This window comes from Solibacillus sp. FSL K6-1523 (assembly GCF_038005225.1).
GTDB lineage: Bacteria > Bacillota > Bacilli > Bacillales_A > Planococcaceae > Solibacillus.
In genome coordinates, this window is sequence record NZ_JBBOSU010000001.1 from 3,233,408 (window position 1) to 3,259,503 (window position 26,096).

At 37.2% G+C, this 26,096-nt stretch carries 21 protein-coding genes; 1 reads left to right on the forward strand and 20 read right to left on the reverse strand.

Features of this window, described 5'->3' with window-relative positions:
- Positions 1 to 12: 12 nt before the first annotated feature.
- Positions 13 to 213: a 50S ribosomal protein L35 gene (gene rpmI / locus MHI10_RS15615; protein ID WP_340787030.1), complete on the reverse strand. Its 201-nt coding sequence runs from the start codon at positions 211 to 213 to the stop codon at positions 13 to 15.
- Positions 214 to 249: 36 nt separating this feature from the next.
- Positions 250 to 753, reverse strand: coding sequence for a translation initiation factor IF-3 (gene infC / locus MHI10_RS15620; protein WP_340787031.1), 504 nt, complete (start codon positions 751 to 753; stop codon positions 250 to 252).
- 460 nt (positions 754 to 1,213) lie between these two features.
- Here infC and MHI10_RS15625 point away from each other — a divergent pair, with 460 nt between their 5' ends.
- Positions 1,214 to 2,896 carry a methyl-accepting chemotaxis protein gene (locus tag MHI10_RS15625; RefSeq protein WP_340787034.1) on the forward strand — a complete coding sequence of 561 codons (1,683 nt, stop codon included), beginning with the start codon at positions 1,214 to 1,216 and terminating at the stop codon, positions 2,894 to 2,896.
- 125 nt (positions 2,897 to 3,021) lie between these two features.
- Here the strand turns inward: MHI10_RS15625 and thrS are convergent, their stop codons facing one another.
- The 18 genes from thrS to MHI10_RS15715 all read right to left on the reverse strand — a co-directional run bounded on the left by thrS (position 3,022) and on the right by MHI10_RS15715 (position 26,078).
- The gene (gene thrS / locus MHI10_RS15630) at positions 3,022 to 4,953 is read right to left on the reverse strand and encodes a threonine--tRNA ligase (RefSeq protein ID WP_340787036.1); all 1,932 of its coding nucleotides are present in this window, start codon (positions 4,951 to 4,953) and stop codon (positions 3,022 to 3,024) included.
- A 535-nt stretch (positions 4,954 to 5,488) separates the two neighbouring features.
- Positions 5,489 to 6,430, reverse strand: a complete 942-nt coding sequence (gene dnaI / locus MHI10_RS15635) for a primosomal protein DnaI (RefSeq protein ID WP_340789267.1) — start codon at positions 6,428 to 6,430, stop codon at positions 5,489 to 5,491.
- 14 nt (positions 6,431 to 6,444) lie between these two features.
- Entirely contained in the window at positions 6,445 to 7,818 is a 1,374-nt protein-coding gene (locus MHI10_RS15640) for a replication initiation and membrane attachment family protein (RefSeq protein ID WP_340787039.1), read from the reverse strand.
- A gap of 18 nt (positions 7,819 to 7,836) precedes the next feature.
- Entirely contained in the window at positions 7,837 to 8,304 is a 468-nt protein-coding gene (gene nrdR, locus MHI10_RS15645; RefSeq protein ID WP_340787042.1) for a transcriptional regulator NrdR, read from the reverse strand.
- Positions 8,305 to 8,522: 218 nt separating this feature from the next.
- Positions 8,523 to 9,542 (reverse strand): glyceraldehyde-3-phosphate dehydrogenase, encoded by a 1,020-nt coding sequence (locus MHI10_RS15650; RefSeq protein WP_340787049.1) that lies wholly within the window; start codon positions 9,540 to 9,542, stop codon positions 8,523 to 8,525.
- Between the two features lie 215 nt (positions 9,543 to 9,757).
- The gene (gene coaE, locus MHI10_RS15655; RefSeq protein ID WP_340787051.1) at positions 9,758 to 10,369 is read right to left on the reverse strand and encodes a dephospho-CoA kinase; all 612 of its coding nucleotides are present in this window, start codon (positions 10,367 to 10,369) and stop codon (positions 9,758 to 9,760) included.
- A 13-nt stretch (positions 10,370 to 10,382) separates the two neighbouring features.
- Entirely contained in the window at positions 10,383 to 11,255 is an 873-nt protein-coding gene (gene mutM, locus MHI10_RS15660) for a bifunctional DNA-formamidopyrimidine glycosylase/DNA-(apurinic or apyrimidinic site) lyase (protein WP_340787054.1), read from the reverse strand.
- Positions 11,256 to 11,267: 12 nt separating this feature from the next.
- Positions 11,268 to 13,895, reverse strand: a complete 2,628-nt coding sequence (gene polA / locus MHI10_RS15665; protein ID WP_340787055.1) for a DNA polymerase I — start codon at positions 13,893 to 13,895, stop codon at positions 11,268 to 11,270.
- 198 nt (positions 13,896 to 14,093) lie between these two features.
- Positions 14,094 to 15,776 (reverse strand): methyl-accepting chemotaxis protein, encoded by a 1,683-nt coding sequence (locus MHI10_RS15670; RefSeq protein ID WP_340787057.1) that lies wholly within the window; start codon positions 15,774 to 15,776, stop codon positions 14,094 to 14,096.
- 52 nt (positions 15,777 to 15,828) lie between these two features.
- Positions 15,829 to 16,989, reverse strand: a complete 1,161-nt coding sequence (locus MHI10_RS15675; RefSeq protein ID WP_340787059.1) for an ATP-grasp domain-containing protein — start codon at positions 16,987 to 16,989, stop codon at positions 15,829 to 15,831.
- A 430-nt stretch (positions 16,990 to 17,419) separates the two neighbouring features.
- Positions 17,420 to 18,877, reverse strand: coding sequence for an extracellular solute-binding protein (locus MHI10_RS15680; protein WP_340787061.1), 1,458 nt, complete (start codon positions 18,875 to 18,877; stop codon positions 17,420 to 17,422).
- A 22-nt stretch (positions 18,878 to 18,899) separates the two neighbouring features.
- Positions 18,900 to 19,778 carry a carbohydrate ABC transporter permease gene (locus MHI10_RS15685; protein ID WP_340787062.1) on the reverse strand — a complete coding sequence of 293 codons (879 nt, stop codon included), beginning with the start codon at positions 19,776 to 19,778 and terminating at the stop codon, positions 18,900 to 18,902.
- A 12-nt stretch (positions 19,779 to 19,790) separates the two neighbouring features.
- Positions 19,791 to 20,684 (reverse strand): ABC transporter permease, encoded by an 894-nt coding sequence (locus MHI10_RS15690; RefSeq protein ID WP_340787063.1) that lies wholly within the window; start codon positions 20,682 to 20,684, stop codon positions 19,791 to 19,793.
- A 228-nt stretch (positions 20,685 to 20,912) separates the two neighbouring features.
- The gene (locus MHI10_RS15695) at positions 20,913 to 21,350 is read right to left on the reverse strand and encodes a DNA polymerase I (protein WP_340787065.1); all 438 of its coding nucleotides are present in this window, start codon (positions 21,348 to 21,350) and stop codon (positions 20,913 to 20,915) included.
- Between the two features lie 154 nt (positions 21,351 to 21,504).
- Positions 21,505 to 22,557 (reverse strand): protease modulator HflC, encoded by a 1,053-nt coding sequence (gene hflC / locus MHI10_RS15700; protein ID WP_340787066.1) that lies wholly within the window; start codon positions 22,555 to 22,557, stop codon positions 21,505 to 21,507.
- The gene (hflK, locus tag MHI10_RS15705) at positions 22,557 to 23,522 is read right to left on the reverse strand and encodes an FtsH protease activity modulator HflK (protein WP_340787068.1); all 966 of its coding nucleotides are present in this window, start codon (positions 23,520 to 23,522) and stop codon (positions 22,557 to 22,559) included. The genes hflC and hflK overlap by 1 nt, the downstream gene beginning before the upstream one ends.
- Before the next feature lie 301 nt (positions 23,523 to 23,823).
- Entirely contained in the window at positions 23,824 to 25,368 is a 1,545-nt protein-coding gene (gene pnpS, locus MHI10_RS15710) for a two-component system histidine kinase PnpS (RefSeq protein ID WP_340787071.1), read from the reverse strand.
- Positions 25,368 to 26,078, reverse strand: coding sequence for a response regulator transcription factor (locus MHI10_RS15715; protein WP_340787074.1), 711 nt, complete (start codon positions 26,076 to 26,078; stop codon positions 25,368 to 25,370). The genes pnpS and MHI10_RS15715 overlap by 1 nt, the downstream gene beginning before the upstream one ends.
- Positions 26,079 to 26,096 lie beyond the last annotated feature (18 nt).

Genomic DNA, 26,096 nt, shown 5'->3' on the forward strand with positions numbered 1-26,096 from the left:
GTCGATAAACGATTACTTCATGTAAACTAATAATGTACGAATACGTTTGAAATCGCCAGATGATGCAACTTTAGCTTTACGTAAGTGACGTTTTGCTTTTGTTGATTTGTTAGCGAATAAGTGGCTTCCGTAAGCGCGGTCAAACTTTAATTTACCAGTACCTGTTTTTTTGAAACGCTTCGCAGCTCCACGGTGAGTTTTCATTTTTGGCATGTCGATTTCCTCCTAAACTTGTTTCTAACAATACTTTTAGCTCTCAGTCTTCGGTTGAAGAACTAAGAACATGCTTCGGCCTTCCATCTTCGGTTTTTGTTCAACCGTTGAGATTTCGGCACAAGCTTCAGCAAAGCGATCTAACACACGCTGACCAATTTCTTTGTGTGTAATTGCTCGACCTTTGAAACGTATAGATGCTTTCACTTTGTCCCCTTTTTCAAGGAACTTAATGCCAGCACGTAATTTCGTTTGGAAATCATGCTCATCAATTGTCGGGCTCAAACGAACCTCTTTCATACTGATAACCTTTTGATTTTTACGAATTTCACGGTCTTTCTTTTGCTGATCAAACTTAAACTTACCATAGTCCATGATACGAGCGACTGGTGGCTTGGCTTGAGGGGCCACAAGGACAAGATCCAAGTTAGCACGAGTAGCAAGTTCTAACGCTTCAATACGTGTTTTAACGCCTAGTTGATCTCCATTGTGATCGATTAATCGAAGTTCACGTGCGCGAATGCCTTCGTTTACATACATGTCTTTGCTAATATTAATCCACCTCCAAGATAGTGTCTCGAATACATGAGTTGGTGTAAAGTATACCCTGGTCGAACGGTACACCTCCGTGATATGTCCATATGTCTCTTGAAAATAAATTCATATTTCCAATCATTTTGCGGTTTAACCAACAAAAAAGACGGACATTTGAGATGTCCGCCCGCTATATGTGCATACGCAACGACTGCGTAAAACAATTCAACGTGTCATTACCTGTAAATAACTCGAAAGCATTCGTCAGGTGAGAAGCGGGCAGCCTCTACTTTCAATCTTTGTATTCATAACCTAAATAATAATAACATGATTCATTTAATAATGTCAACCGTATTTATAGAGAAAAAAATAATACTTCCAAATATTACTTTCTCACTATTCTGACACATCATTTTAACTTACTTTATATTAAGCTAAATATAACTATACTAAAGGAGTGTTCATAATGTCTATTAAAAAGAAATTACTTTTTGGTTTTTCAGCAATGATTTTAATTATAATAGTCGCCTGTACCGTTCTTTTCACTCAGCTAACGAATATAGATAAACATTATAGCGATACATTAAAAACGGGTTTACCTCAATTATATGAAGTAAGCGATATCCAACATTATATTACATTAGAAGCTTCACAAGCCCAAACTTACATATTAGGGGACAATGCTTCTCTACAAAATTTCCATAATACACAAACGAATTTGAAAGCGGCGATTGCTTCTTTAAAGGATAGTTTTACACGCTCTGATACAAGGGATATGCTTGCAGTGCTTGCTACAAAAGTAGACACTTATGAAGAACAATTAACTCAAACCCTTTCATTAAATGAACGAGATGGCGCTCAAACGGCGGTAGTTTATTATACGAATAATGTTTTACCAGCGCGTGATGAGGCAATAGCAGCGGGGAATGAATTAAACAATTTAATAAAACAATTATTTGATGAAGCCCAAAATTTTGGTGACCAAAATATGACGATGGCCCGAATGATTTCAACGATTAACTTTTTCATAGCAATTATTGTTGGTATTATTCTTGCGCTCGTACTAAGTCGTCAAATTTCTACACCTTTACAAAAATTGAAAATAGCTGTTCAAACACTTGCCTCTGGTAATTTAAGCGAACCCGATATTCAAGTAAAATCAAAAGACGAAATTGGACAATTGACAACATCGTTTAACACAATGAAAAGCACGATTCAGCAGTTAATTCATTCAATGGCAAATAACGCTGAGCATTTAAGTGCCTCTTCTGAAGAATTAAGCGCTTCAACAATTGAGATGACAAGTACATCCGAAAATATTTCAAAAAGTGCGAGACTATCTACAGAAAACACATCAAGTGCCGCTGCAGCAGCCAAAGAGTGTGCCGTAGCAATGGAAGAAACCTCTTCCGCCATCCAGCGCATTGCGGAATCCGCGCATACACTCCACTCGTCAGCAACGGCTACATCGACGATTGCAGATGAAGGCGAGGCTAGTGTTTCAATAGCAAAACAACAAATGCAAACAATTTATCAATCAACAAAATTAACAACAGAACTGATTCAAAAATTAACGAAGCAATCTGCTGAAATCGAAAATATTTCTAAGGTGATTACAAGCATTACAGACCAAACAAATTTATTGGCACTCAACGCGGCAATTGAAGCGGCACGTGCGGGTGAACATGGTAAAGGTTTCGCTGTCGTAGCCGATGAAGTACGCAAACTTGCAGAAGAATCGAACCATTCAGCAGGTCAAATTGTTTCATTAACAACAGAAATTCAAAAAGATACGAAAAATGTAGAAAATGCAATTCAAGATAGTTTAACATCTGTTGAACAAGGGGTTGGAATTATTGAAAATGCAGAAAAATCCTTCAATAATATTTCAACAGCCGTCGATCAAATGAAAGAACAAATCGAGGATGTTTCATCTGTAACCGAGGAAATTTCGGCTGCAGCTGAGGAAGTTACTGCTTCCGTGCAGGAACTAGCATCGCAAGCAGCAATCGTTTCAAAAGAATCCTCTCAATCAAATGATGCCATTATTGAGCAAATTCAATCGATGCAAGAAATTGCAAGCGTTTCAACTGACTTGAGCAATCGTGCTGAACAGCTTCAAAATTCAGTCGCGCAATTTAAACTATAGAATCTCCAAATATAACGGTATTTTGACGCGTTGTCAGAATGCCGTTTTTTTATTTTTCTGTAGCATGAGCATAAAAAAGAAGTTACCCAAAAGGATTCACCTTTCGAGTAACTTCTATACGAATATTATTTTTTGGCTTCTGCTGAAATAATTGTTAAGAACTCATCAAAGCTAAGTGTTTCAGAATCTTTTGAGCCATAACGTCGAATATTTACGCCACTAGCTTCCACTTCTTTGTCTCCGATAACAAGCATGTATGGAATTTTTTGCATTTGTGCTTCACGGATTTTATAGCCTAATTTTTCTTCACGATCATCCATTTCTACACGAATACCAGCCGCTGCTAATTTTTCTTGTACTTCACGTGCGTAATCATAATGCACCGAGTTCGATACTGGAATAATTGTCGCTTGTACTGGCGCTAACCATGTAGGGAATGCCCCTTTGTATTCTTCAATTAAGAAGGCTACGAAGCGTTCCATTGTTGATACAACACCACGGTGAATAACTACTGGACGTTGCGGTTGACCATCTTCACCAATGTAAGAAAGGTCAAAGCGCTGTGGTAATAAGAAATCAAGTTGTGCAGTTGATAATGTTTCTTCTTTACCAATCGCTGTTTTTACTTGAACGTCTAATTTTGGCCCGTAGAACGCCGCTTCATCTTCTGCTTCGAAGTAATCTAAGCCAAGCTCATCCATGGCTTCTTTTAACATGCGTTGTGCTGTTTCCCACATTTCATCGTCATCAAAGTATTTCTCTTTATTGTTTGGATCACGGTAAGATAAACGGAATGAGTAGTCTGTTAAATCAAAGTCTTTGTAAACTTCAAGAATTAATTCCACTACTTTTTTGAACTCTGTTTTAATTTGATCTGGACGAACGAAAATATGCGCATCATTTAATGTCATCCCGCGTACACGTTGTAAACCTGAAACTGCTCCAGACATTTCATAACGGTGCATTGTTCCAAGCTCCGCAATACGAAGTGGTAAGTGACGGTACGAATGTAAACCGTTTTTGAATACCATCATATGGTGAGGGCAGTTCATTGGACGTAATACAAGCGTTTCATTGTCCATTTCCATTGGCGGGAACATGCCATCTTGATAGTGATCCCAGTGACCTGATGTTTCGTATAATGTTTTTGAACCAAGTACTGGTGTGTAAACATGCTTATAACCTAAAGCAATTTCTTTATCAACGATGTAACGCTCGATTGTACGACGAATTGTTGCACCGTTTGGCAGCCATAATGGTAAACCTTGACCAACTGTTTGGCTTGTCATAAATAAATCTAATTCTTTACCGATTTTACGGTGGTCACGCTCTTTTGCTTCTTCAATCATTTGTAAGTGATGTTTTAACTCATCTTTCGTAAAGAAAGCTGTACCGTAAATACGTTGAAGCATTTTATTATCTGAGTTTCCGCGCCAGTAAGCACCTGCTAAAGATAATAATTTAAATTCTTTTAATTTACCTGTTGATGGCACGTGAACGCCACGGCAAAGGTCAAAGAAGTCGCCTTGGTAGTAGATTGACACTTCGTCATCTGCTGGAATTGCTTCTAATAATTCTAATTTGTATTCGTCGCCAACTTGTTCATAAATCGCTTGTGCTTCATTACGAGAAACAGCTTTACGCTCGATTTCGATATTTTCAGCGATAATTTTTTTCATTTCTTTTTCAATTGCTGGTAAATCTTCTGCAGTAATCGGTGTCGGTGCATCGATATCATAGTAGAAACCTGAATCAATAACTGGACCAATTCCTAATTTTACTTCTGGGAACAGGCGCTTTACTGCTTGTGCTGTTAAGTGCGCTGTTGAGTGACGTAAAATTTCTAGTGCTTCTGGTGATTTGTTTGTAATAATTTCGATTGCCCCGTCTTGCTCGATCCCTGTTTTTGCATCAATTAATGTGCCATTAATTTTACCTGCTAATGTTGATTTTTTTAGACCTGGGCTAATTGAACCTGCTACGTCTAAAATAGATGTACCTTTAGCGAATTCCTTCACTGCGCCATCTGGGAAAGTTAATTGAATCAATTCTGACATGTTGTTGTCCTCCTTATTTTTGGCAAAATAAAAAGCACCATCCCGGTAAAGGGACGATGCTGTATATGCTCGTGGTGCCACCCTTCTTCCTTCTTCGTCAAATACGAATAAGAAGCTCTCGGTCAAGTTAACGTACTGAGAAACGTTGACGGATTCGCCCCGTCACTGCTCCAAGGTAGTAAAGATTTACGCTATTGCTAGGAAGCTCGCAGCCATGACTTCCCTCTCTAAAAGCTAGTTCGCAAAACTTGTTGTCCTCTTCATTGCATTATATATGTTGATCAATTACGTCTCGGCGTAATTGCGTCCAGATTTTTTTCGAGCTTGCTCGAAAAACTCCTATAAAAATCTGGGACATCCGCCAGGGCATAACTTGATTTAGCTGTGATTTAAACACACTCTGAATAAAGTTTACACTTGGCATTTATCCTAAATTTTAAAAGTAGGAGACATCTGCTAAATCGAGTTAATTACTACAGTAGTATACGCTCGTTTCATGCGAATTGCAACTGCTAATGGATGCTTTTGCGAAAACTTATAGTCGGCGGTTAATGCCATCCATTTGAATTGGAATCGTTACTGCTTTAATACGTTCCATTACTCGCGCAGCTTTCACAACCTCGATATCTCCGCGTTGAGACTGTGCTAAATGATGCTCTAGTCCTGCGTAATCAAAGTTTGATGTAATGAACGTTGGTAGTTCCTCACTCATGCGATAATGAAGAATTGTCCCTAAAATTTCATCACGCGTCCAAGCAGACATCGTTTCGGCGCCAATATCATCAAGCATTAAAACAGGAGCTTTTTTTACATAATCAATTTTACTATTTAATGTATTATCTGAAATCGCATTTTTCATTTCACGTAAAAATTCTGGGACAAATACAACGACAGAGCGCACTTTTAATGTCGCCAACTCATTGGCAATTGCACCGAGTACAAAGGATTTCCCTACGCCAAACTGACCATATAAATAAAATCCTTTTTTTGGTAACACACCTGTACGACTGTATTCCGCAACAAATTCCGCTGCTTGATCGGCAATGCTTAAACGGGAATGATTGTCGATTGCTAAATCTTTTAACGTCGCTTTCAACACATCTTTTGGCATATGCATACTAGCAATCATGTTCGCTACATCACGTCGCTCGTCCTCTCTTAACTTTTGCTCGCACGGCACATAGGTCGTATCAATCGCATTGTATGTCGTATACAGTTTCGGGACGTGACCCTTTAATAAATTCGTACAATTTCTCGTATCACCGCACCCACAGCATTCTGTGTCCTGCGTAATATATTCATATAGCTTCGGCAAACTAATATCGACCATTTGTTTCGTCACTTGCTGATTATGTTCTAATAAAAATTGTTGTACTTTCGGATGCTCGACCGTTTCTCTACGCATTGCTTCAAATTGTTCTTCGAAAGACGGCATTTTTTTCTTTATTTGATTTAATTGTTCATTAATCGGTTCGATTGGAATTCACCTACTTACTTATGTTGTTGTTCTAGCTTTTGCAATATTTTCAAGCGTTCTTTTTCGAAATCAACTGAGCTTGCATCTTCTTGCTTCGGTTGCTCATTGCGCTTATAAAACCAATCTGGCACTTGTTCGTCACGTGTATTTTTACGGGACGACGAGGATTTTTGGTATGTTTTATTTCGAGTCGGCGCAGGCTTTGGATTTGCACTTTCCGCCTTCCACTCTGCATACTTATCACGTTCTTGGCGCGCTAAATCCATCGCTTCCTTCGCCGTTTTCAAATGCTTTCGACTCCAATGGTCGGCAATTTTTTCAACATAACTTCGCGGCAACTTCATATCTGTCGACAGCATGACATATTCAAGCAGTACATTTACAACACCAATTGGCATACTGTAAGTTACAACTAAATCTTCTGCCAGCTGAATCGCCGAAGGGAGCGGTTCTTTCCCTTTATTAATATCCCGTAAAACTTGTACGGGCGGTGTCGTTTCTAAGTATTGAAGCAATTCCTGTTCCTTTGATAAGTTTTGATGGACGGGTTCTTCCGTTTGCTTACTTGGGAAGGTTTTCGTAAACGTCGGCGCGTCTTTTGAAACAGATAATTTATAGTAATCCGCAGCAGCCTTTTTCAGCTTCTCCGTCGGCAACTTCATTTGTTCATCCAGTGCTAAAATAACAACTTTTTGCATATCCAACGGGGAAAGCTTATACAAAAAGGAAAGCTTCGCAATCATTTCTCGCGCTTCAATTGACAACGCAGAAGAAGGGACGAGCTGTTCAGACAAACCCGATTGTAATAATTGAAAATCAAATTGTTCATAATAAAATGGATAATCCTGTTGCTTCGGTGCTTCTTCATTAAAATCAGTTGGTACATTCGTATGCACCGGTTTATATACATCAATAAACGTCCGGGTCACTTCTTCAAATGCTTCATTATTTGGCTGTATTATAAAACGTTGACGCAGCTTTCGATAAGGGCCTTCTCCAATTTTGCTAAATAAAAACATCGACAGTAGCGGATCTTTAAAAAAGCTTTGGGCATCTAATGGACGCACAAGCTCATATATAAAATGACGACTCGTTCCTAAATCCTTTTTCCATGTCCGCAATAATCCGATCGCTTCTAAAGCAATACGCGCCTCAAACACTTTCGGGAGCGGCATCGATAACACATTCATTAAATAATAATGGTTCATCTCCTGGGGAACGTAGCTTTCTGCCTCTGCCCATAATGTTAAATACAAACTAATTGGTTCTGCTCCTGTTAAGGGCTGATAAAACAATGTGACAAGTTGACGTTCATTTGTCGATAATGCATGAGGGAGCTTGATTTCAAAATGATCCGTAGGTTGTAATTCTTTCATCAAATGAACCATCTTTGTCCCCCCTCTAAACTATTTATCATGCGATTGACGTAGCATAATATCTTTAAGCTCATCTATAAATACAGTAATATCTTTAAACTGACGATAAACCGACGCAAATCGAACATACGCCACTTCATCAATTTTCGCCAAACGATCCATAACCATTTCACCGACATCTTCTGAACGTACTTCGGCATTACCTACACGACGTAGCTCTTTTTCGATGTTCATTACAAGTTCTTCTAATTGATCTAATGGTACTGGACGTTTTTCACACGCACGAATCAGTCCACGCAAAACTTTTTCACGCGTAAATTCTTCGCGAGAACCTTCTTTTTTCACGACAATTAATGGTGTTTCTTCTATTTTTTCAAACGTTGTAAATCGAAAGCTACACGATTCGCATTCACGACGTCTACGAATTTCTTTATTATCATCAACAGGTCTAGAGTCTACAACACGTGTTCCGTTGTATTGACAAGCTGGGCATCTCATAATTTTTTTCTCCTGATTCTTAAGTCATAATCTTATTATAACAAAAATAACACGCGTGAAATAGTCATTCCTGCGCGTGCACCGTTTTCGAAAATTATACAGCTAAAGAATATGTATGCGCAATAGAAAAAACCTTTGCGAAAAAAAGTTGATTTTTTCGCAAAGGATTTCTATTTTCAATGATTCGGCGTTTAAACATCAGCTGATTGAAGTTAATGTTAAGCGTTTACTGTCGCTAATTCTTTAGCAATTTTCACTGTTAAGTCTACAACGCGAGCAGAATAACCCCACTCATTGTCATACCAAGCTAAAACCTTTACTTTACGGTCACCTAAAACGATTGTTGTTAAACCGTCAACTGTAGAAGAGAAAGTTGTTGTATTGAAGTCAGAAGATACAAGTGGCTCCATTGTGAAGTTTAAAATACCTTTCATTTTACCTTCAGCTGCCGCTTTGAATGCATTATTTACTTCTTCTACTGTTACATCTTTTTCTAAGTCTACAACTAAGTCTACTAAAGAAACATTCGGTGTTGGTACACGTAATGCCATACCGTGAATTTTGCCATCTAATTCTGGTAACACTAGGCGTAATGCTTTTGCTGCACCAGTTGAAGTTGGAATAATTGACGATGCACAGTTACGCGCACGACGTAAATCTTTATGTGGGTTATCGATGTTGTTTTGGTCATTTGTATAAGCATGAACTGTTGTCATTAAGCCGTTTACAATACCAAACTCATCATTTAATACTTTCGCTACTGGAGCTAAGCAGTTTGTTGTACAAGATGCATTCGAAATAACATCATGCTTTGCTAAATCTAATTTCTCATCGTTTACACCTAGAACAACCGTAATATCTTCGTTTTTACCTGGAGCAGTTAAAATAACTTTTTTCGCGCCAGCTTCTAAATGCATTGCTGCTTTGTCACGGTCATTAAATTTACCAGTTGCTTCGATAACGATATCTACACCCATCTCAGTCCAAGGTAATTTTAATGGATCACGTTCGCTCACTAATACAACACGTTTACCATTTACAATTAAAGCGCCTTCTTCAGCTTCAACTGTTCCTGGGAATGTACCATGATTTGTGTCATACTTAATTAAATGTGCTAACGTTTCAGCTGGATAACTAGCATTAACTGCAACGATATTTACATTACCTTGCATCATCGCCTGTCTGAAAACCATACGACCGATACGGCCAAAACCATTGATTGCAATAGAAACTGTCATATTATTTAAATCCTCCTAAAAGTACGATTAAGTCTAATTGTTATATTCGCTCATTAGTATAACACATTTTTTCTAATAGTGAACATATTTAAATAACAATAATAAAGTTGTTATTTTCTGAAAACGATTACATACGTACTTACAAAAAAATTTATCGCTCATCACAAATAGAATGCATCGTTAGACAAAAACGATGCATTCTCGGTTCGAAAACATTATTCGCTTATAGCAACCCGGGTCACTTGCCACTGCTTCAAAATTTGCTCTAATTGCTCAGCCGTCTCTTCTAGCGTGCCATTATTAAAAATGACAGCATCTGCCAATGCTTCTTTTTCGGCAACGGGAATTTGCGTCGCAATACGGGCGCGCGCTTCTTCCATCGACAAGCCATTTCGTTTCATAAGACGGTCAAGTTGATTTTTCTCTGAAACAGTCACTACCAAGATTTTTTCAACAAAATGCTGAAGCTTACTTTCGAATAATAATGGTATGTCCATAATGACGGTTTGTTCACCTTTTGCTACATGTCCATCCCGCTGACGAATCATTTCCGCACGAATGGCCGGATGAATTATACCATTGAGTACCGCGCGCTTTTCTTCATCATGAAAAATAATCGCACCCACTTTTGCACGATCCATCGTCCCGTCCGTTGCAATAACTTCAGGACCAAACGCCTCGGCAATTTGCTGCAACGTGTTCGTTCCAGGCTCCACTACTTGGCGCGCTACTAAATCGGCATCGACAATTGGTAGTTTATAAGCCTCCAGCATTTTTGCGACCGTACTTTTTCCACTAGCAATACTTCCGGTTAACCCAATAATCATATAATTACACCCCTTATTTTTGACAATATGGGCAATAGACAGATGTTCTTCCGCCAATGACCATTGACTTTGTTTCAGTTCCACACGCTAAACAATCTTTCTTGCCGTACATTTTCAGTCGATGCTGCATCGTCCCCGCCCCGCCATTAATGCTGCGATAATCTGAAATGGTCGAGCCACCTAAGTCGATACTTTCTTGAAGCACCTCACAAATAACTTGAAACAATGCTTCTTTCCTCGCCTGACTGATGCGATTTGTTTTACGCCCAGGATGAATGCCCATTTTAAAAAGTGCCTCGGTCGCGTAAATATTGCCGCAACCAGAAATGACTTGGCCATCCATAATGACTTCTTTAATAGGCTTATTCGCATATTTTGGTTTTTCACTTTGCGCCAAAAAGAACGCACAAGCTTCTTCATCAAACGGCTCTGGCGCCATTTTCAATAGTGGTGGATGATCCGCGATTTCCTTTAAAAAACGCAATTCTCCAAAACGGCGAATGTCCGAATACACTAATAGCTCACCCGTCGTTAATGTAAAGACGGCATGAACATGCTTGCGAAATTTTTCCTCTGTAATTTCCAGCACATCGCCTACGACAAACCACGCGCCACTCATCCCTAAATGATTGACCAAAACAAAGGACTCCCCTTCATTTTCAAGCATGAAGAAAATGTATTTCGAACGCCTTTTAATTTCTAATATCGTCCAATTTTGCAGCAGTTGTTCAAATAAATGCGGTTCCATATTTTTAACAATCGCTTGTTTGCCCGCCTCATTGGAAGCAAAAATCACGCTGGATAATGTGACTTTTTCAATCGTTTTCCCTTCCACAATCGGCTTTAAATCGCGGACAACGCCTTCTACTTCTGGTAATTCCGGCATGATGACAACTCCTTACTTCGCGTCGTACCATGTGTCGCCATATGAAAAATCAACCTTCAATGGCACTAATAATTGAATCGCGTTTTCCATCACTTCAGGTACGATACGTTCTAAAATTTCAATTTCTTCTTTAGGTGCTTCAAAAATTAATTCATCGTGTACTTGTAGCAATAATTTTGCCTGCAAGCCCTCTTGTTGCAAACGCGCATCCATATCAAGCATTGCTTTTTTAATAATGTCTGCTGCACTTCCTTGAATTGGTGTATTCATTGCTGTTCGCTCTGCAAAGCTACGCAAATTAAAATTCGAGCTCGTAATATCTGGTAAATAACGACGACGGTTTAAAATCGTTGTCACAAACCCTTGCTCTTTCGCATCTTCAACGATTGAATCCATGTAATTTTTTACACCCGGGAAGCTTGCTAAATAGTTTTCGATAAAGGTTGCTGCTTCTTTACGAGTAATGTCTAAGCTTTGCGATAAACCATAATCACTAATACCATAAACAATTCCAAAATTTACTGCCTTCGCTGTTCTACGCATATTGCTCGTCACTTCATCCGCCTCGACCTTAAATACATCCATCGCGGTTCTCGTATGAATATCCATCCCTTGTTTAAATGCATCCACTAACGCAGGGTCCTCACACATATGCGCCAATACACGTAATTCAATTTGAGAATAGTCTGCCGCAAATAAAATCCAGTCTTTTTTAGACGGAATAAACGCTTGTCGTATTTTTCGCCCTTCTTCTAAACGAATCGGGATGTTTTGTAAGTTCGGATCAGTTGAACTTAAGCGACCTGTTGCCGTTAACGCTTGTTGGAAACGGGTATGCACTTTTGAATCTGCTTCATGAATTTCTTTCGTTAATCCTTCAATATAAGTTGATTGCAGTTTCGCCAATGTTCGATACGTTAAAATATGCTGCACAATTTCATGCTCTGATTGAAGCTTTTCTAACACATCCGCCGCGGTAGAATAGCCTGTTTTCGTTTTTTTAATAACAGGCAAACCGAGTTTATCAAATAAAATAACCCCTAATTGCTTCGGTGAATTAATATTAAACGTTTCGCCTGCCGCTTCGTAAATCGTCGCTTCGATTACATCTAGTTTTTGCTTTAAGTCAGCACCCATTTGCTGTAATGTATCGGCGTTTACTGTAATGCCCTCGCTCTCCATCTTCCCTAAAATATGCGCAAGTGGTAGCTCTAGCTCGTTATATAACTCAAACTGTTCATTCGATTTTAATTTTCCTTCTAGAATCGGCTGTAACGTCCAAATCGCCATTGCTTTTCGGCTCACATGCTCTGCCAATACATCTGTTGCTGGAACAGCCCATTTTGCACCTTTTCCATAAACAGATTCATTGGACTGGACATTTTGATAACCAAATTCTTTTGCAAGTGTCGCTACGTCATCACCCGATATAGATGGTTTCATAATGTAAGAAGCTAATAATAAATCAAATTCAACACCCTTTAACTCAATGCCTAAACGGTGTAGCATCGCCTGTGTTGCTTTACTGTCCGTCACGTATTTTTTCTTCGCCGCATCTTCTAACCATTCTTTTAAAGCGCTATTTTCCGCAATACTATCAACAGATGTAAAGGTTGTATTCGCACCATCCGTTAACGCTAACCCAAGCGCCGCACAGCTATGATAATGCTCATTTTCAAGCTCTAAATGCATTGCCATCGTATTTTGAAGCATGTCCGCTGTGACAACTTCTTTTATTGAAAAGTGTAGCTCTTCTTGCTCAATTTCCTCATTTTCAAAATCACTTTTTTCAATCAATGATTTAAAGCCGAGCTCCTGCCACACTTCCAGTAATTTCTCTTCATTTGGGCCTGCATAAGCTAGCTCATTTAATGACACTTCAATCGGCGCTTCCGTATGGATTGTCACTAACTTTTTCGATAAATGGGCAAGCTCTTCATGTTCAATCAGCTTTTCCTTCATTTTAGATGCTTTCATCGAACCGATTGCCTCGTAAAGTACTTCGATTGTTCCGTGCTCTTTTAATAGCTTAATTGCGGTCTTTTCACCGACACCCGGCACACCAGGAATATTATCGGATTGGTCACCCATTAAGCCTTTCATATCAATAATTTGCTCAGGTGTTAAGCCGTATTTTTCTTCAATATAGGCAGGTGTATATTTTTCAATATCCGTAATCCCTTTACGCGTAATATATACCGTTACCTCATCTGAAGCTAATTGCGTTAAATCTTTATCACCTGAAATGATGATTACTTCAGTTCCCTGTGCTGCGGCTTGTTTCGCTAAAGTACCAATAATATCATCCGCTTCATACATAGCGAGCTCATAGCGCTTAATTTGATACGCATCAACCAACTTTCGAATGTAGGGGAATTGCTCCGATAGTTCAGATGGCGTTTTTTGACGTCCACCTTTGTATTCTCCGTAAGATTCATGGCGGAATGTCGTTTTTCCCGCATCAAACGCAACAAGCATTTGTGTCGGATTTTCCTCACCAATAATTTTTTGTAGCATCGTCGTAAAGCCGTAAGTAGCATTCGTATGGATCCCACTATCATTTGTTAGCGGTGGTAATGCAAAAAATGCACGATACGCTAAACTATTCCCATCTAATAAAAGTAATTTTTCTTTCGTCATGCTGTGTTCCTCCAATACAATCCATTTATATCAACATAAAGTCACTTATCTGTTCTCCTTCTACTTTAGCGATTGTTTTACCGAAATGCCAATATAAGTGTAGAAAAAACAAGAAAAAAGCCTAGAAGGAAGAACTACTCCACGCTCTAGGCTTGTCATTTAAATTTGCGCTCCTGTCGCTATCATTTCGTCGCAGAATTATATAGTAAATCGATTAATTTGAGATTTTAATTTAATAATCATTTCATTTAGCTCTGTTGCAATACTTAACATTTCTTCAGAAGAAGCTGTTTGCTCTTCCATCGATGCTGCAATGCTTTGTGAATGATCATTTGTAGCTTCTAATGATTGTACTGTTGCATTAGTTGTTTCTAGAATTTGCTGTGAACCATTCGAAATTTCTTGAATCGTCATCGTCACCGTTTGAATCTCTTTATTCATCTCGTCCACTAAGTTAGAAATCGTATTAAATGTTTCACCTGCCGAATAAATTGTCAAACTTTCCTGCTCAATTTTAGAAACTACATTATTCATGGCAACAACGGATTCATTTGAATCTATTTGCATCTCAGCTATTAAAGAGGTAATATTGCTTGCTGAGTTAGCTGATTGCTCCGCTAAAGAACGAATTTCATCTGCTACAACAGCAAAACCTTTCCCATATTCACCAGCACGTGCTGCTTCAATGGCCGCATTTAATGCTAGTAAATTAATTTGGTCTGAAATATTTGAAATAATCTTCGTAATTTGGCTTACTTCTGTAGAGCGGCTATTCATCTGCTGCGTCTTAGCTAATGATAGCTTAGCTGTCTCATTGATGCCCTCAATCCCAGCAACTGATTTTTGAATAACTTCATTTCCTTGTGTTGCTACATTTGCCGCATTACTTGCTTCATTTGAAACCGACTGAGTTAAATCTGATATATCTGTAATTTGATCAACAATTTGTTGTACTGCTACACGATTTTGAGTTGCTCCTGATGTGATAAGCTCTGTACTTGATGCAATTTCTTGAATGGCACCAGAAACTTGATTGGATGCAATCGTTAATTGCTCTACACTCAATTTTAATGTAGTTGAACCTTCTTCTACATGTTGAGAAGTATCCGTAACATGCACAATCGTTTCTCTTAATTGAGACTGCATGTGTTCGAAGCTCTGTGCTAAACGACCAATTTCATCCTGCCCTTTTACTTCAAGTTGCTTAGATAAGTCTCCTGCTGCTACAACCTCTGTATGATCCGCTAATACGATTAAAGGATTAACAATCCTTTTGGAAATTATCACCGCTACAATCGAACCTAAAGTTACTGCAACAACTAAAAGGCCCATAACAATTTTTATTAAAAAACTATTTAACTCATCAATAAAATCGGCATCAGCATCTAATCCTAATACAGAATCCGTTCCTGGGATTTGTAAAAACGTTGATTTATGCTTTCCATAATCGTCTTCATAAATTTCACTCACAATCATATCCCGTGTGCTTAATGCCTTAGCTTGATCAGATGTAAATGCTAATGGTGTTAAATAGTCATCGGCATTACCTAAGGCTAATATCACTTCTTCTCCATCTACCTTACTCATAATATAGACATTTTCTAGCTCAAATTCATTTTGGAATGCTGTGATTTCTCGCTGTAACTCCTTGTAGGTAGCTTCATCAGATTTTGCATTATTTACAATGTCTGCATCAAACATCACACTAAACTTTTCCATATTTAATATTAAATTTTGATTGTACTGCGGGATAATATGACTAGTGATTAAATTACTTGAAACGAAAAATAGTACAGCACCAAAAACGATACTCACCGCAACAATCGGAATCAAAACTGCTAACAGAACCTTCGATTTTACTGAATTCATAATTTTTAACATTGGTAGCTACCTATAATTAATAGTAGCTTTTCCCTCCTTGCTATTTTGAATTTCAATTTGATATCGCCATTTTCTTCTCGACAAATGACATAAAGTCCAGCGATAGGATATGATTGTTTTGTTCAAGTGAATCACAGCTGTAGAAAATAACGGCAAATGTTGATCCACTTTCTAAAGGGATATGTCGATATTCTAAAATATGATCAAACTGCTTTTTTAATTGATCATGCAAAATCACGAAATTTGAATCGATTTTTAGATCATGATCGAATTCTGCACATGTAAAATTGTATATTTTATCGTCCATTGCCTGTATTAACCGTGGCCAATCCGGCTTTGATTGTTCAAAGAAGTGATGATACGGATTGACACCGTAAGCAACATAGCCTAACTCTGTTGTACCTATTCCAGCAAACCTCAGTGGATTAATTTCAATAGGTATAAACTCTCCATTGCTTTGCATTCTTAGCTCAATATGTAATGGCATTTTTCTCAAATCAAATAATGTATTTAGTCTAGCTATAAACGCCGAAATAGGCGCTAAATAATCGGCTAATATTTGCTTACTTGTATAATAAATGCGATCACTCATATCTTTTTCGTCTTTAAACATCCTTGAAAAAACATTCAGTAAAACCGGTTCGTTGTTGTCATCAAAATATAGATCTACAGCAAATTCCTGACCTTCGATATAGCTCTCAATAATAAATGAATTGGTATCTAATACATCCGATGAGTAATTTTCACTACCCGATTGCATTGTACTGACTAAATTTTCAAGAACCCGTTGATATTCATGTTTATTTTCTATCCTGTAAACCCCCACACTTGAATAGCCAATCGAAGGTTTCAATATAATTGGATAAGGCAGTATTTCAGTATCTATATGATGTAATTCTCTCATCGAAGCTTCTAAAAAGAAAAAATGGGGGTAAATTTTTGACAAGCATTTCCTAAAATCCACTTTATTTTTAAATAAATTGGCTACTTTTGTTATGTTTGCTTGACTATGAAATTCATTTAATAGTTGAAAAGCCTCCTCAGAATTCATAATGATTAATTCCTCTGATCGAAATACATTTTCTAAATCGTGTTGCTCTACTAAATTTTGTCCCAGTATTTCTTTTTGCTGTATATCGCACATGACAATGTCTTTTTCATAAAGTGTTTCTGACAAAAGCGGCGATATGTATGTAGTATCAAGTAAAATCAAAATTATTCCTCCAATACTTTCTTCAAACATGTATTTGTTCGATATACCATCCGATATACCTAAATTTATATTAATATTAGGTATTTAATTTCTTTATTTTTCAATTGAATTAAACCCTTAATACTATACTCACTATTATACATCAACATTACTTTTGGTCTTCATTTCAGAATATTATAATAAATATTTCCATTTATTCCATTATGGTTAAAGAATTCAAAAAGCTGTTACTGAAAGTACAAGTGCACTTTCAGTAACAGCTCTTAAATATAGACAAGCCTTTATTGTCTAATCAATTACGCCTCGGGGTAAATTTAGTCCAGATTTTTTCGAGTGCCCACAGGACGTGACGGGTTTAGCCTTTGTTCCCCAATTCAGCCAGGGTTTGAACCAAGAGCATCTTCATTTGCTGAAAGTATTGTATATGCCGTTACTTAATATTTTCGTTTGCATACTCCGTCAATTGCTCACCACCAGAAGCATTCCATTTCGTAACAAACTCATCAAATGCATCGATTGATTTTTTCCCTGTAATAATATCTGCTGCATATTCTTTGTATAAATTCTCCATCGCATCCCACTCGGCAATCATATCCTCTGGGATCGTAAAGTTATTATCCTCATGATAATACGAATTTACCGCTTCTTGTGATTGTTTCGCAGGTGCACTTAATAATGGCGTATCCTCACTAACTTCCACACCAAAATCAACATTCAATGGTTCCCAATAACGTGCAAACCAATCTGAGTAATATTGATCATTTAACTCGACTACATCACCGTTTACTGTGTAATGTGTTCCTTCATAACCTAAAGAATCTAATTTTAAACCGTTTGGACTCGCTAAGTAATCTAAAATCTCAAATACAAGCTCTTTGTTCGGTGATTGAGAAGAAATGGCTAAGCCGCGCGTTTCTTTCGTTACACTTGTTGCACCATACCCTTGACTTACCCCTTTCGCTGGAGGTAATACAGTTAATGTTGCCGTTTCATCATTCACTTGCTTTTGACGGCTGTTGTAGAAATCGACTACTTTACCATTCGTCCCTACAATGACACCTGTTTCATTATTATAAAATGCATCTTCTTTTGTATCCCATGCTTTTGTTAAATATTGATTATCCAGTAAACCTTTTGAATAAAGCTCGCTATAATAAGCTAATTTATTTTTTTCTGCTTCAGATACTTTCTTGTAAACGAATGTGCCATCTTGTTGTAACCATGAAGAAGTAACACCAAATGCATCATTGAAAATATAATCGAGCTCAGCAATATCACCCGCAACCGTTACACCATTTTTCACGAGTCCTTTTGCTACTAACTCTTCAAAGAATGCAGTGTAGTTTTCTATTGTTGGATTTTGCACTAGAGCAGTACCCGATGTCGTTTGTTCTAAGAAATCCGTACGTACTACCGGCACTTTATTGTCGATATTTTTCACCCATAAAAGATATGGGTAATTTTCCAAACGTGTTTTATTATGCGCTTGTAAAATACCTTTTAAATGTTCGGATTTCTCGATATATGGCGTTAAATCTTCCAAAAGTTCTTGGCTCGCGATTTGCTCATCGCCACCTTGGAAGTAAATTAAATCTGGAATTGTACCACTATATAATAGTAAATTTAACTTTTCTGCATAAGAACCTTGTGCTACCTCAACCAATTCAAATTCAACATCTAAACCTTTATCTTCCTTTAATCCAACCTCTAATGCATCATAAAACTTTACCGCTTCTGGATTTGATGGACCGTCATCTTTAAATACTACTTTAATAACGGTTTTGCCGTCTTCATTTACTTGTGGTTCCGTCGTTATGTCACCCTTATTACTACAAGCTGCTAAAATTAACACAAATAAAGTTAAAAATAATAAACTAAATTTCTTCATTTGAAATACCTCCATTTCATTTTTATTCTTTCTCTCCGCCATCCATCGTTCCCTTTGTAAAGTATTTCAAGATAAGCGGATACAGTAATAACATTGGTATGACTGCTATCACAATCGTTGTAGATTGCAACGAACCGAAATCAAGTGATGCAAGCAATTCTGGTGTCATTCCTTCAACCCCTTGTAACATCGTCATATTATCTTGTGACACAACAAATTGACGCAAAACAACTTGTAATGGCCATTTATTTGGATCTGTTATATAGATCGTGGCACGGAAATATTCATTCCAATGATACACACCATAAAATAGTGCCATTGTAGCTAATGCAGGCTTTGATAGCGGCAGTATGATACGGGTAAAAATACGGAAATGCCCCGCACCATCAATACGTGCTGCTTCCACAATGCTATCCGGTATTTCTTGGAAGAATCGCATTAAAATAAACAAGTAATACACATTAATCGCCTTATACAAAATGACCGACGCATAGGAATTTAATAACCCTAAATCCTTCATTAGTAAATACTCTGTAATCATCGATGGCTCGAATACCATAATGCCGATTAATACAAACAACACAAACTTCTTCCCTATAAAATCCGTACGCGCTAATACGTACGCTGTCATAGCTGTTAAAAATAAGTTTAATAACGTGCCAGTAATCGTGATAAATAAGGAATTCAGTAAGCTTTTTATAATTAATGGGTTCGAAAAAATAATTTCATAATTGATGAACGAAAATCCTTTAGGTAACACATCCAAGCCGGATAATTCATTTACTCGGGCCGGATCAGATAATGACATCGCTAAAATGTTTAGTAATGGGATTAAAATCGCAAGCGCGAATAAAAACAATATAAATTGAATAATCGATTTTGTAACAGAAAATGTCCTCACTTTAATCATCCCCTACCATACGCCTTTACCCGTAAGCTTTTTCGATACAAAATGTGTCCCTAAAATTAAAATTAAACCGATTACACCTTTAAATAAACTTGCCGCTGTTGCATAGGCATATTGCCCATTCATTAATCCAATTCGATATACATATGTATCCAAAATATCAATGACACTTAAAACCGAATCATTCATTAAATTGAAAACTTGGTCAAATCCAGCATTCATGAAAAAACCTAAATTTAAAATAAATACAGTAATAACCGTACTCATCATCGCTGGAAGTGTAATATAGCGCATTTGTTGAAGCGTTGATGCACCGTCCATTTTCGCTGCTTCGTAAAGAGATGGGCTAATTTTTAATATTGCTGCAATATACAAAATCGTATCCCATCCGGCACTTCGCCACATTTCCGAGAACACAAGCACCCAACGGATATGCTCTTTACTCGTCATAAAATCGAGCGAAGGAAGGTTGAAAAAATTTCGAATGATATTGATTGCACCATCAGCAGGGTTTAATAGTGTTATCCAAATCCCCGCAATAACTACCCAAGATAGAAAATGAGGTAAATAAGAAACGGATTGAATAAATTTCCGATAAGGACCAAAACGTAATTCATTAATAAGTAGTGAAAGTATAATCGGAATTGGGAAAATAAAAATAATTTTCATCGTACTAATAATAATCGTATTCATTAGTACATCCTGAAACGCTGGCGAACTGAAAAGCGTATTAAAATGCTTCATGCCAACCCATGTATTTTCTCCAATGATTTTATAATCTTGGAACGCAAGCTTCATATTAACGATCGGGATAATATGAAAGATCGTGAAGTAAATAATCCCTGGAAGTAACATGACATATAAAATTAGATCCTTGCGCATTCGTTTTAACGTTTTCATAGGTGAGTTCCTCCTCCCTTATGGATTACATAGGTCCAATTTAGTTTACCGAAAAACTTTTCACCTATAACAATCAATCACATAAATTCTGCAACTATTCCCTTTCCATGTCAATGAATATTTCCATTCCCCTTATATTTTAGTTTATTAGTAACAATAAAAATGCGCAAAAAAAAACGCCCATTTCGCTTCTATGCAAAATGAACGTTTGTATCGTTTATCTTTTTATTATTTCAGCTTCTTAAATTTATAATTTTCCACTGTACTTTTTTCTTCACGATAAAAAATCTCTTCAAAAATCACCGTTAATAGAAACGCATTTAAGAATGGTATCACAAAATACAGGGGCATCCCACCTAAATCATAATGCATAAGTGAGAGCGCAAATACTTCCACAAAACCGATTTGCGTGAAGTAAAATATCATCCCAATACCAACTTGCCAAATTGGTCGCTTATCCTTACGCTTTTCGAACCACAATACTTTTTTAAACGAATCTCTTACATCTTCTGCAATGATAAAGCCTAAAAATAATAGAATAATAAATAGAACGGGTATATGAAAAATCGTTGCATTGATCCAAGTAAAACTTGTCCCTTGGAATAATGCTGTTACGGAAGTTGCGATAATAAAGGCTATTAATGTATTTTGAATCCACTTACTCAAATGCAATCACTCCTTTTTCAAGTTACATATGCTATTATATCAAAAAACATATTATTTTAAAGTAATATAGTTTAACTCTATGAATAGGATTCATAAATACAGAGAAAAAAACACCTTCAATTGATGGATAAACCGCCATTAAAGGTGCTTTCATTTATTTTAAAGAGCCCGATAATAATTTTGCATACGGTGAGTCAGATGGAATAATAATCATCGTTTCCTCATTAATCGTTTTCTTATACGATTCTAGTGTACGGAATAAGCTATAAAACTCAGGATCTTTGGAATAAGCATTATTATAAATTTGCGCTGCTTGTGATTCCCCTTCAGCCTGAATAAGTGCTGCATCTTTTTTCGCTGTTGCTAGCATTTCTTGCACTTCTTGATCTGTATTCGCTTCCTTACTACGTTTTTCTGCGTCCCCTTCAGATAAATACTTTTGGGCGATGGATTGACGTTCAGAAACCATACGCGTATAAACAGATTGCTCATTTTCTGCTGGTAAATCTGTACGACGAATTCGCACATCCATCACTTCAATACCAAAATTCGCATCCGTAATTAATTCATTGACACGCTCTGTCACGCGGTCATTAATATCCCCACGCGATGAATTTTTTTCATTTATAATATCATCATACATCGTTTGACCAAATTCAGTACGCAATGCGGAGTAAATAAACTCTTCCATACGACTTTCTGCATTTAACAACTGACCTGCATTAGAAATCAATGCTTTCGGATCGGTCACACGCCAAACCGTATAGTTATCAATAATGATTCGTTTTTTATCTTTCGTACTAATTTCCTCTTCCATCATATCATGTGTCATTAAATTACGAGGTAATGTCGTGACACTTTGAATGAATGGGATTTTCATATGAAGACCAGGCTCTTTTTCATATTTTACAACTTCACCAAACTGACGAACAACTTTAAATTCATTCTCCTTTACTACATATAAATTCGCTAATACAACGACAAGTGCGGCAAATACCCCCGTCACAATAATTGTAGATGCGAGCCACTGACGCACATTCGCTGGTTTTTTATTCTTTTTGATCGGTGTTGGGCCGCTAGATTGATTGGACTCTTTTTGCTCATCAGAAGTCACGTCTTTTACAACTTTCGCTGCCTTTTTATTGCCAAATAGTTTTTTTACAAACTTATCTAAATCTCCATCAAAATTATTTTTATTATTGCTCATCAGTTTGAACTCCCTTCTGTTGGTTTTTCAGCTGGAGGTGTTTTTTGAACGGGCTGGATCGGCAAATACTTCATCGTCCCATTCGCATCATCATTCATAATGTACATTTGGGCATTCGGTAACACCGCTTCTAACGTTTCAAGCACTAAACGCTCACGAGTAATTTCTTTATTTAATCGGTACTGTTCGTATAATTTATTAAAGATTGCCACTTCACCATTTGCTTGTTCGATACGGGCTGTTTTTTCACCATTCGCTTTTGAAATAATCGCTTTCTTTTCTCCTTCTGCTTCACTTAGACGCTGATTTCGATACTTATCTGCCTCATTATTTTTTGTTCTTTGCATTTCTCTTGCGTCGGTCACAGCTGTAAAGGCAGCTCGAACTTCTTCATTCGGAACATCGACATCTTGTAGTTTGACCCCCATAATGCCAATCCCAATATCATAGTTTTCAATAAGTGACACGAGTATATCACGCGTTTTCGCTTCAATATCTGCTTTTCCATCTGTTAGTGCGGCATCAATTGTTGAGCTACTAATAACGGATCGTATTGCACTCGATGTCGCACTATGTAAAATTTGTTGTGGTTCTTGTGAATTAAATAAATATTTCTTTGGATCAATAATACGCCATTGTACAACTAAATCCGTTAATACAATGTACTCATCTCCTGTAATCATTTTCGTTTCTTTATCAAATGTATCCATTGTGCCATCTGCTTTTTGTTTATAGCCAAATTGTAAACTATATGTTTCCTTCGATAAAACTTCCACCGTTTGAATCGGCCATGGGAGCTTAAAATGTAACCCCGAATCTTGCACCGTTTCACCTGCCTGGCCAAAAGTAATAACAACTGCTTGCTCCGATTCGTCAACGGTATACCAAGACGTCGTCACAGCGAGAAGTGCAATAAGTGCGAAAAGACTAAGACCGATAAATAATAATGTACGTTTTACGCCCATTGTAAAAAAACCTCCTATCCATATTTGCATTTCTATTACATTTACGGAAATGGCGAGTAATTAGTTTCATTTTTATGTAAGATTATTAATTTAGGGAATTTTTAAACAATATTTGCGCTGAAAGGGCAGTTTTTTGGGAATTGCATCATTTCAACCAAAACAAAACACAGCCGTCCATTAACAATTGGACAAGCTGTGCGATGTATTATTTAGGGGTGAGCTATTTTTGAAACTGGGGGTTTCTATAAATAACTTTAGCATCCAAATATAAAGTATATATAAACGATTTGTAAAGACTTTGTTAAACTTCCTGTGAAAGGGGTAAATACACCTTCATGCTCGTTCCACTTCCGACTTCACTCGTTACTTGAATTTTCCCATGATGGGCCTCAATTAAATGCTTCACGATGGATAAACCTAATCCCGTGCCGCCGGAATTTCGACTACGCGCTCGGTCTACCCGATAAAAACGTTCAAAAATGCGGGCAATTTCTGCTTTTTCAATACCCATTCCCTGATCTTTCACTTCAAATATGCCATATTGATCATTAGCACTAACTCGTATTGTAACCATCGTACCCTCTTTCGAATAAGCAATTGCATTATTAATTAAGTTCGTAAAAACTTGAATTAATCGATTTGCATCCCCTAAAATTATAGAGTCTTGTTCAATTTCCACTTCAAACTGCATATTTTTACTTTCCAGTTGAGCGCTCGTTATGTCCACTACACGAACTAAAATATCTTGCAAACGGGTTGGCAAAGCCTCTACTGTAAAGCCGTGCTGTTCAATTTTAGATAGTTCCAATAAATCATTTACAAGTACTTGAATGCGATTACTTTCTTCATTAATGATTCCTAAAAACGACAGCATCATTTGCTCATCTTTAAAAGCACCATCAAGCAGCGTTTCTGAAAATCCCTTAATTGAAGTAATCGGCGTACGCAATTCATGCGATACGTTGGCAACGAAATCTTTTCGAATTTGCTCTAAACGAATGAGTTCACTTATATCATGCATGACGATGACGACACCTAACCAGCGTCCATGCTCCCCTACAACAGGTGCACCATATACTTGTTCAATATAACATTCATGTTCGATTTTCATTTCCAATTGTTGACGATAAGGCATTTCTGTTAAAAATACATGATCAATAAATTCTTCTAAAACATTTGGCAATCCAAGGTTTAAAAAGCTTTTCCCTATTAATTGATTTTTATCCAATTCGAAATGCTTTTGAAATTTCCGATTGACGATTGAAACATTTCCCTCACGATCAATCATCATAAGGGCACTGCCCATATTTTCAATTAATGTTTTCAATCGTTCTTCTTCCATCATTCTCGACTTTGTAATATCTTGTAAATTCCTTGCTAATAAATTGATTGAATTTCGTAGCTCTACTACCGTTTTCGGTCCATTCGCAAATGCTCTTGCCCGATAATTCCCTTTCGATAATTCCATAGCAGTCCTCGTAATATTAATAATCGGATGAATGAAATTATTAGCTACTCGAAGTGACATCATCACCATTAGTACGAATGAAATAAACATTAATACGCCAAGAAATAAGTAAAGCCGTTTATGAATTGGGACAAAATCATCGGCGGTTTTATCTATTTCATACGTTTTTAGCAATGCTTCTTTTTCAGTAGTAGAAAGCTGGATTTGCTGCTCATTTAATACTTGCTCAAATTGCTGTTGATTTAAACTTGTTGTAATTTCTACATAATCCTGGGCAAAAAAAGGGAAAAGCTGTCCTATAAATAATACTAGAACAGCTAAAATGGATCCAAAAACAAATATTAACGTATGAAATAAGCGATTTGTCATGGCATTCATTATTTTTTAGGCTCCTCAAACTTATAGCCTAACCCTCGAATTGTTTTAATATAAATCGGTTTTCGACTATTTTCTTCAATTTTATCTCGTAAGTGACTAATATGTACATCGACGATTCGAGTGTCCCCTGCGAAATCATAGTTCCAAACAGCACTTAGCAATTGATCGCGCGTTAATACTCGATTTTTATTTTCAAGTAAATACACTAAAAGCTCAAATTCCTTTGGCGTAAATTCCAAAGATTTTTCATCGATAAATGCCTCAAATCTTTCTGGATACACTTGTAATTTTCCATATGAGTAAACAACCTCACCTGGCTCAACCACTTCTTCTACAATTGGAGTTGAAAAGCGTCGTAATACGGCCTTTACACGTGCAATGACTTCTCTTGGACTAAATGGCTTCGTCATGTAATCATCGGCCCCTAGTTCAAGCCCCAGCACTTTATCGAACTCATCATCCCTTGCCGTAAGCATGATGATTGGAATATTAATGCGCAACCTGCGAAGCTCTTTACAAACTTCTACGCCATCTAATTTTGGTAACATTAAATCGAGCAGCATTAAATCTGGTGACTGCTCAACAGCAATATCTAACCCTGTTTGCCCATCATGTGCAAGCAGTACTTCAAAGCCAGCTTGTTCTAAGTTATATTTTAATAACGTTGCAATCGGTAATTCATCTTCTACTACTAAAATTGTTTTTGTCATTTTGCTTCCTCCAAAATC

Coding starts and splice junctions, on each gene's coding strand:
- rpmI (WP_340787030.1), bottom strand. CDS start 213: ATGCCAAAAATGAAAACTCACCGTGGAGCTGCGAAGCGTTTCAAAAAA.
- pnpS (WP_340787071.1), bottom strand. CDS start 25,368: ATGAATGCCATGACAAATCGCTTATTTCATACGTTAATATTTGTTTTT.
- hflC (WP_340787066.1), bottom strand. CDS start 22,557: ATGAGCAATAATAAAAATAATTTTGATGGAGATTTAGATAAGTTTGTA.
- mutM (WP_340787054.1), bottom strand. CDS start 11,255: ATGCCGGAATTACCAGAAGTAGAAGGCGTTGTCCGCGATTTAAAGCCG.
- thrS (WP_340787036.1), bottom strand. CDS start 4,953: ATGTCAGAATTGATTCAATTAACTTTCCCAGATGGCGCAGTGAAGGAA.
- MHI10_RS15715 (WP_340787074.1), bottom strand. CDS start 26,078: ATGACAAAAACAATTTTAGTAGTAGAAGATGAATTACCGATTGCAACG.
- coaE (WP_340787051.1), bottom strand. CDS start 10,369: ATGATTATTGGGTTAACCGGAAGTATTGCTAGTGGAAAAAGTACGGTC.
- infC (WP_340787031.1), bottom strand. CDS start 753: ATGTATGTAAACGAAGGCATTCGCGCACGTGAACTTCGATTAATCGAT.
- MHI10_RS15680 (WP_340787061.1), bottom strand. CDS start 18,877: ATGAAGAAATTTAGTTTATTATTTTTAACTTTATTTGTGTTAATTTTA.
- MHI10_RS15625 (WP_340787034.1), top strand. CDS start 1,214: ATGTCTATTAAAAAGAAATTACTTTTTGGTTTTTCAGCAATGATTTTA.
- MHI10_RS15640 (WP_340787039.1), bottom strand. CDS start 7,818: ATGGTTCATTTGATGAAAGAATTACAACCTACGGATCATTTTGAAATC.
- MHI10_RS15690 (WP_340787063.1), bottom strand. CDS start 20,684: ATGAAAACGTTAAAACGAATGCGCAAGGATCTAATTTTATATGTCATG.
- polA (WP_340787055.1), bottom strand. CDS start 13,895: ATGACGAAAGAAAAATTACTTTTATTAGATGGGAATAGTTTAGCGTAT.
- MHI10_RS15650 (WP_340787049.1), bottom strand. CDS start 9,542: ATGACAGTTTCTATTGCAATCAATGGTTTTGGCCGTATCGGTCGTATG.
- hflK (WP_340787068.1), bottom strand. CDS start 23,522: ATGGGCGTAAAACGTACATTATTATTTATCGGTCTTAGTCTTTTCGCA.
- MHI10_RS15670 (WP_340787057.1), bottom strand. CDS start 15,776: ATGTTAAAAATTATGAATTCAGTAAAATCGAAGGTTCTGTTAGCAGTT.
- nrdR (WP_340787042.1), bottom strand. CDS start 8,304: ATGAGATGCCCAGCTTGTCAATACAACGGAACACGTGTTGTAGACTCT.